This window comes from Streptomyces sp. CNQ329, from assembly GCF_000482585.1.
In genome coordinates this window covers 1-4,259 of sequence record NZ_AXVU01000107.1, presented here as the reverse complement: position 1 = coordinate 4,259, position 4,259 = coordinate 1, and the positions used below count along the sequence as shown (strand labels likewise).

The window sequence follows — 4,259 nt, the reverse complement described above, 5'->3', positions numbered from 1 at the left end:
CCCTTCTTCGGCACCTTCGATGTGTCCGTCGTTCATGATGCGGGCCTCTCCTTCGCGTTGCGGGGGGCGACCAGCGAGTTTCGACGGCGCGGCGGAACGGCGGGTGAACGGCGTTGCGGAGGACGGGAAACAACAGATCACGCGGGAAACGTCGCTCCCCGCCCCGCGGGGCGCGTCCAGGGCGGTACGCGCGCGTCTGCCGCCGGAGCGCATGTCGTTGGCCGTCCGCGGGGGTGCCGTACGTCGCCGGGCCCCCGGCACCCGTACGTGCCGCGTGGCGGCCTTCAGGCCCCCGCCGGTGCCGCCGCCCCCTTCGCGTCCTCCCCGCCGGCCGTAAGCCGCCTCTCCAGCGGCCGTATCAGCGCGCTCGCGAGCAGTGCCAGGAAGCCGACCACCACCCACGGCAGCACCCGCTCCACGCCGTACAGGAGCCCGAAGAGGCCAGGCGTGACCATGTCCGCCGTCGCGAACGAGTACTGGAACGCCGCCAGGTACGTGCCCCGCGCGCCCTCCGGCGCCGCGTCCGCGGAGAGCGCGTTGGAGGCCGGACCGTGCAGCATCTCCGCCGCCGCCCAGAGCAGCATCACCAGCGCCAGATAACCGACCAGCACGGGACCGTCCGGCAGCAGCGCCGCGAGCGCCAGGGCCCCGCACCACCCCGCCCACGCCACCCCTCCCCAGGCCATCGCGCCTCCGCGGGAGGTGTGCCGGCGGATGCGGCGGGTGACCGCGGCGGTGGAGGTGGCGACGACGGCGGTGGTGAGGGCCAGAAACGCGCCGACCGCCCAGCCGGGCGCGTCGAGCCCGCGGACGACGTAGACGGGGGTGGCCACGGCGAGGAGGACGGTGCAGACGTTGAACAGTACGTTGACGCCGATCAGCATCAGATAGGCGCGGTTGCGCAGCAGGTGGCGCACGCCGTCGGCGGGCTTGCCGGCGACGTCCCCGGCGGCCGGGCGCGGACGGCCGCGTACGAAGAAGGTGACGGCACCGGCGGCGAGCACGAAGGACAGGGCGTTCGCCAGGATCATCCCCCGGTACGCGTTCTGCGAGGCGAGCCCCAGCAGTACCCCGGCGAGCACGGTCCCGGCACCGGTCCCGGCCGCGCGGATCATCGCGGCACGGGCGAACCACTGGTCCCGGGCACGGTCGTCGCCCTGCTCGGCGATGAGCGCGAAGACCGACGACCAGTACACGCGCAGCCCGGCCGCCTCGACCAGCGCCGCGGCGAACAGCGACGCCGGCCCGTCCACGGCCAGGTAGAGCAGGAACCCGCCGGCCTGCAGCAGTTGCCCCGCGACCACCACCGGCCGCGGGCCGACGCGGTCCACGACCCGCCCGACGAGCAGCGGAAGCAGCAGCGCGCAGGCGGTCACGGCGGTCATGAGGAGGCCGACGCGGGCCTCGGAGAGGTCGGTGACGGCGAGGAAGTAGACCATGGAAAGCGGCAGGTAGAGCCCGGTCCCCACGGCGTCGACGCCCAGCGCCGCCGGAATCGCCCAAGCCGCACCGTCCCGCTCCCGGGCCCGTCCCTCCACCTGCCCACCGGTCTGCACCGACAGCCCTCCGTCCACCCCCCGACAGTCGGGTGCAACGTTGTAACACCCTGTCCTTCGAAGTCAACAGACTTTGCGGCACCTGAGGAGCGTGTGCGCATGGCAGCACTGGACGCGCTCGACCGCTTCACCCGGCGCCATCCCTCGGCTGATCGCGTCGGGTGCTCCCGCGAGGCCGGGGCCGCCGACCGTGTCGCCGCCCTGCCGGCCGCGCTCGCGAACCCGCTCGCGGGGCTCGCCAGGCACCCGGCCCGCGCGGAGGCCGTACCCGTGCACATGACGGCGCCCACCGCCGAGCCCGCGGAGACCCTGGCCGAGATCAGGGCCGCCGTGGCGGGCCTGTCAGACCGGTGCGTCGTAGACCAGGCTGTAGCGCCAGAACGGCCGCCGGCGTATCCGCGCGCCGGCAGCTCCGCCGCCCGCTCCGCCGGGCCCTCGTGCGGCTTCCGCCGGCACATCTTCCGCGCGCGTCCCCGCGTGGCTTCCGCGCACGGCGATATTCGCTTGCGTGTCCGGTCGCCGGTCAGCATCGTGTGTACGGTGAGTGACGACGACGCGCCCCAGCGGTGGACCGAGGCCAGCGTCTACCCCGACATGTGGGCGGACCCCGACAAGGACCCCCGCAACAACGACTCCAGCCCCGACGGCGAGCTGGCCACGTTGCAGGACTTCCTGGTCAACTACCGGCTCACGCTGCAGATGAAGTGCGAGGGGCTGAACGCTGAGCAGTTGGCGCGCCGTTCCGTACCGCCGTCGACCATGTCGCTGCTCGGGCTCATACGTCACCTCGCCGAGGTGGAGCGGGACTGGCGCAACTGGGTCGTGCCGGAGGACCCCGCCCCCAAGATCTACGGTGAGCGCGACGCGGACTTCGACGGCGCCGCCGCCGACCAGGCGCTCGTCGACGCCGCCTTCGCCGACCTGGCCCGCGAGCAGGCGGAGTGCGACGCCGTGCTGGCCGCGTACCCCGACCTCGGCGCCCGGCTGCCCAAGGACGGCACCTCGGTGCGCGAGCTGTGGGTGCACCGGGTCGAGGAGTACGCGCGGCACTGCGGTCACGCGGACCTGCTGCGCGAGTGCGTCGACGGCCGGGTGGGTCAGTAGCGTGACGCGGCAGACGTCGCGCGGCATGTGGCGGTAGGCGTACAGCCGGGCGAGGCAACCGGGCGGGGACCCCATCGCGTTCGACAGGTGTGCGACGTGAAGTGGGGACCGGATGGCAGGCGCAGGATGCTGAGGCGGGGCGCGGCGCAGCCGCCGGGATTCGAGGAGTTCGTGGCGGCCCGCGGGCCGCGGCTGCTCCGCGTCGCCTGGCTGCTCACCGGGGACGCCCAGCTCGCCGAGGACCTGCTGCAGACAGTGCTGGCCAAGGTGTGGCCGAAGTGGGAGCAGATCGCGGACGGCAGCCCCGAGGCGTACGTCCGTACGGCCATGGTGCACACCAACATCTCCTGGTGGCGCCGCCACTGGTGGGGCGAGGTACCGCACGGCGAGCTGCCCGACACGGCCGCGGCGTCCGACGCGTTCGCCCAGGTGGATCTGGAGCAGTCGCTCGCCGCGGCGATACGGCGCCTTCCGGCGCGGCAGCGCGCGGTGGTCGTCCTGCGTTACTTCGAGGACCTGAGCGTCCAGGACACCGCGGCGACCCTCGGCTGCGCGCCGGGCACGGTCAAAAGCCAGTCCGCCAAGGCGCTGCGTACCCTGCGCGGGCTGCTGCCCGCGGCGGAACTGGTGGAGGGCGGTGAGTCCGGTGGCCGGGAACGCGGCTGAGACGGCGGGGGCCGGCGAGCCGGGCGGTTCGCGGGCCCGGCCGGCCGGGTGGGGTGAGCCGGCCGAGTGGGGTGAGTCCAGGGAGTCCTCCGAGGAGGAGCGCGCGCTGCGTGCGCTGCTGGAGCAGGCCGTCCCGCGGCCGATCGCGCCCGCCGAGCGGATGGAGCGGATACGGGGACGGGTGCTGCGGCGCCGCCGCCGGCGGCGCGCGGTGTGGGGGGCGACCGCGACCGCCGCGGCCGTCGGCGTACTGCTGCCCCAGGTGCTCCCCGCCGACGACCCGCCGCCCCGTCACGCGACCCCCGCCGCCGGGAGCGGGACGGCGGAACAGCGGGACGCCGAGACCCGGTTGCCGGAGCTGTCCGACCTCACGCTCCAGGTACCGGCGGGCTGGAGCAGCCGCACGGTGCGTACGGACTCGCCGGAGGGCGAGTACGTCGGCTACGTCGCGAGCCTGGCCCTCGAACCGTCCCCCGAGCCCTGCCCCACCGGCCCGGACGGCACCTGCACCACCCCGCCGCGGCAACTGCCCCGCCGCGGAACGCTGATCACGCTGCAACTTCTCGACAAGCCGGGAAAGCACGCTCCCGGGCTGCAGGCGCGCAAGGTGGGCAAGGCGTGCGTCGTCGCGGGCGGCACCGAGGAACTGTGGGCCGTACGCCGCCCGGCGGGCGCGGCGGAAGGGATCCAGGTGCTGGCCACGGTCTGCCTGGCGACCCCGGCGACCGGGGACGTCGCCGAAGTCCGCACCGTACTCAGCTCGATGCGCTTCGAACCCGCCCCGCACACACGCCGGCCGGAAGCGGCCGACCGCTGATGCTGCCCCGCCGTCGCCTGCTGTACGCGGCCGGTCTTCCCCTGCTCGCGGTGACGGGGTGCACGCAGGCCACCCCGTCGGGCACGGAGAAGGTGTCGCCGTCGTCCCCCGAACCC

At 74.4% G+C, this 4,259-nt stretch carries 4 protein-coding genes; 3 read left to right on the top strand and 1 reads right to left on the bottom strand.

All coding sequences use genetic code 11. From position 1 onward, the window contains the following. Positions 1-284: 284 nt before the first annotated feature. The gene (locus tag I003_RS33725) at positions 285-1,574 is read right to left on the bottom strand and encodes an MFS transporter (protein WP_486584455.1); all 1,290 of its coding nucleotides are present in this window, start codon (positions 1,572-1,574) and stop codon (positions 285-287) included. Positions 1,575-2,150: 576 nt separating this feature from the next. Here I003_RS33725 and I003_RS0128945 point away from each other — a divergent pair. The 3 genes from I003_RS0128945 (at position 2,151) to I003_RS0128935 (ending at position 4,143) form a co-directional block, all read left to right on the top strand. Continuing rightward, a complete protein-coding gene (locus I003_RS0128945; protein WP_486584456.1) occupies positions 2,151-2,660 on the top strand; it encodes a DinB family protein in 510 nt (169 codons plus the stop codon). 126 nt (positions 2,661-2,786) lie between these two features. Continuing rightward, positions 2,787-3,326, top strand: a complete 540-nt coding sequence (locus I003_RS0128940; RefSeq protein ID WP_027774651.1) for a SigE family RNA polymerase sigma factor — start codon at positions 2,787-2,789, stop codon at positions 3,324-3,326. After that, a complete protein-coding gene (locus I003_RS0128935) occupies positions 3,307-4,143 on the top strand; it encodes a hypothetical protein (protein WP_027774650.1) in 837 nt (278 codons plus the stop codon). Before I003_RS0128940 ends, I003_RS0128935 begins: the two co-directional genes overlap by 20 nt. Positions 4,144-4,259: the final 116 nt, after the last annotated feature.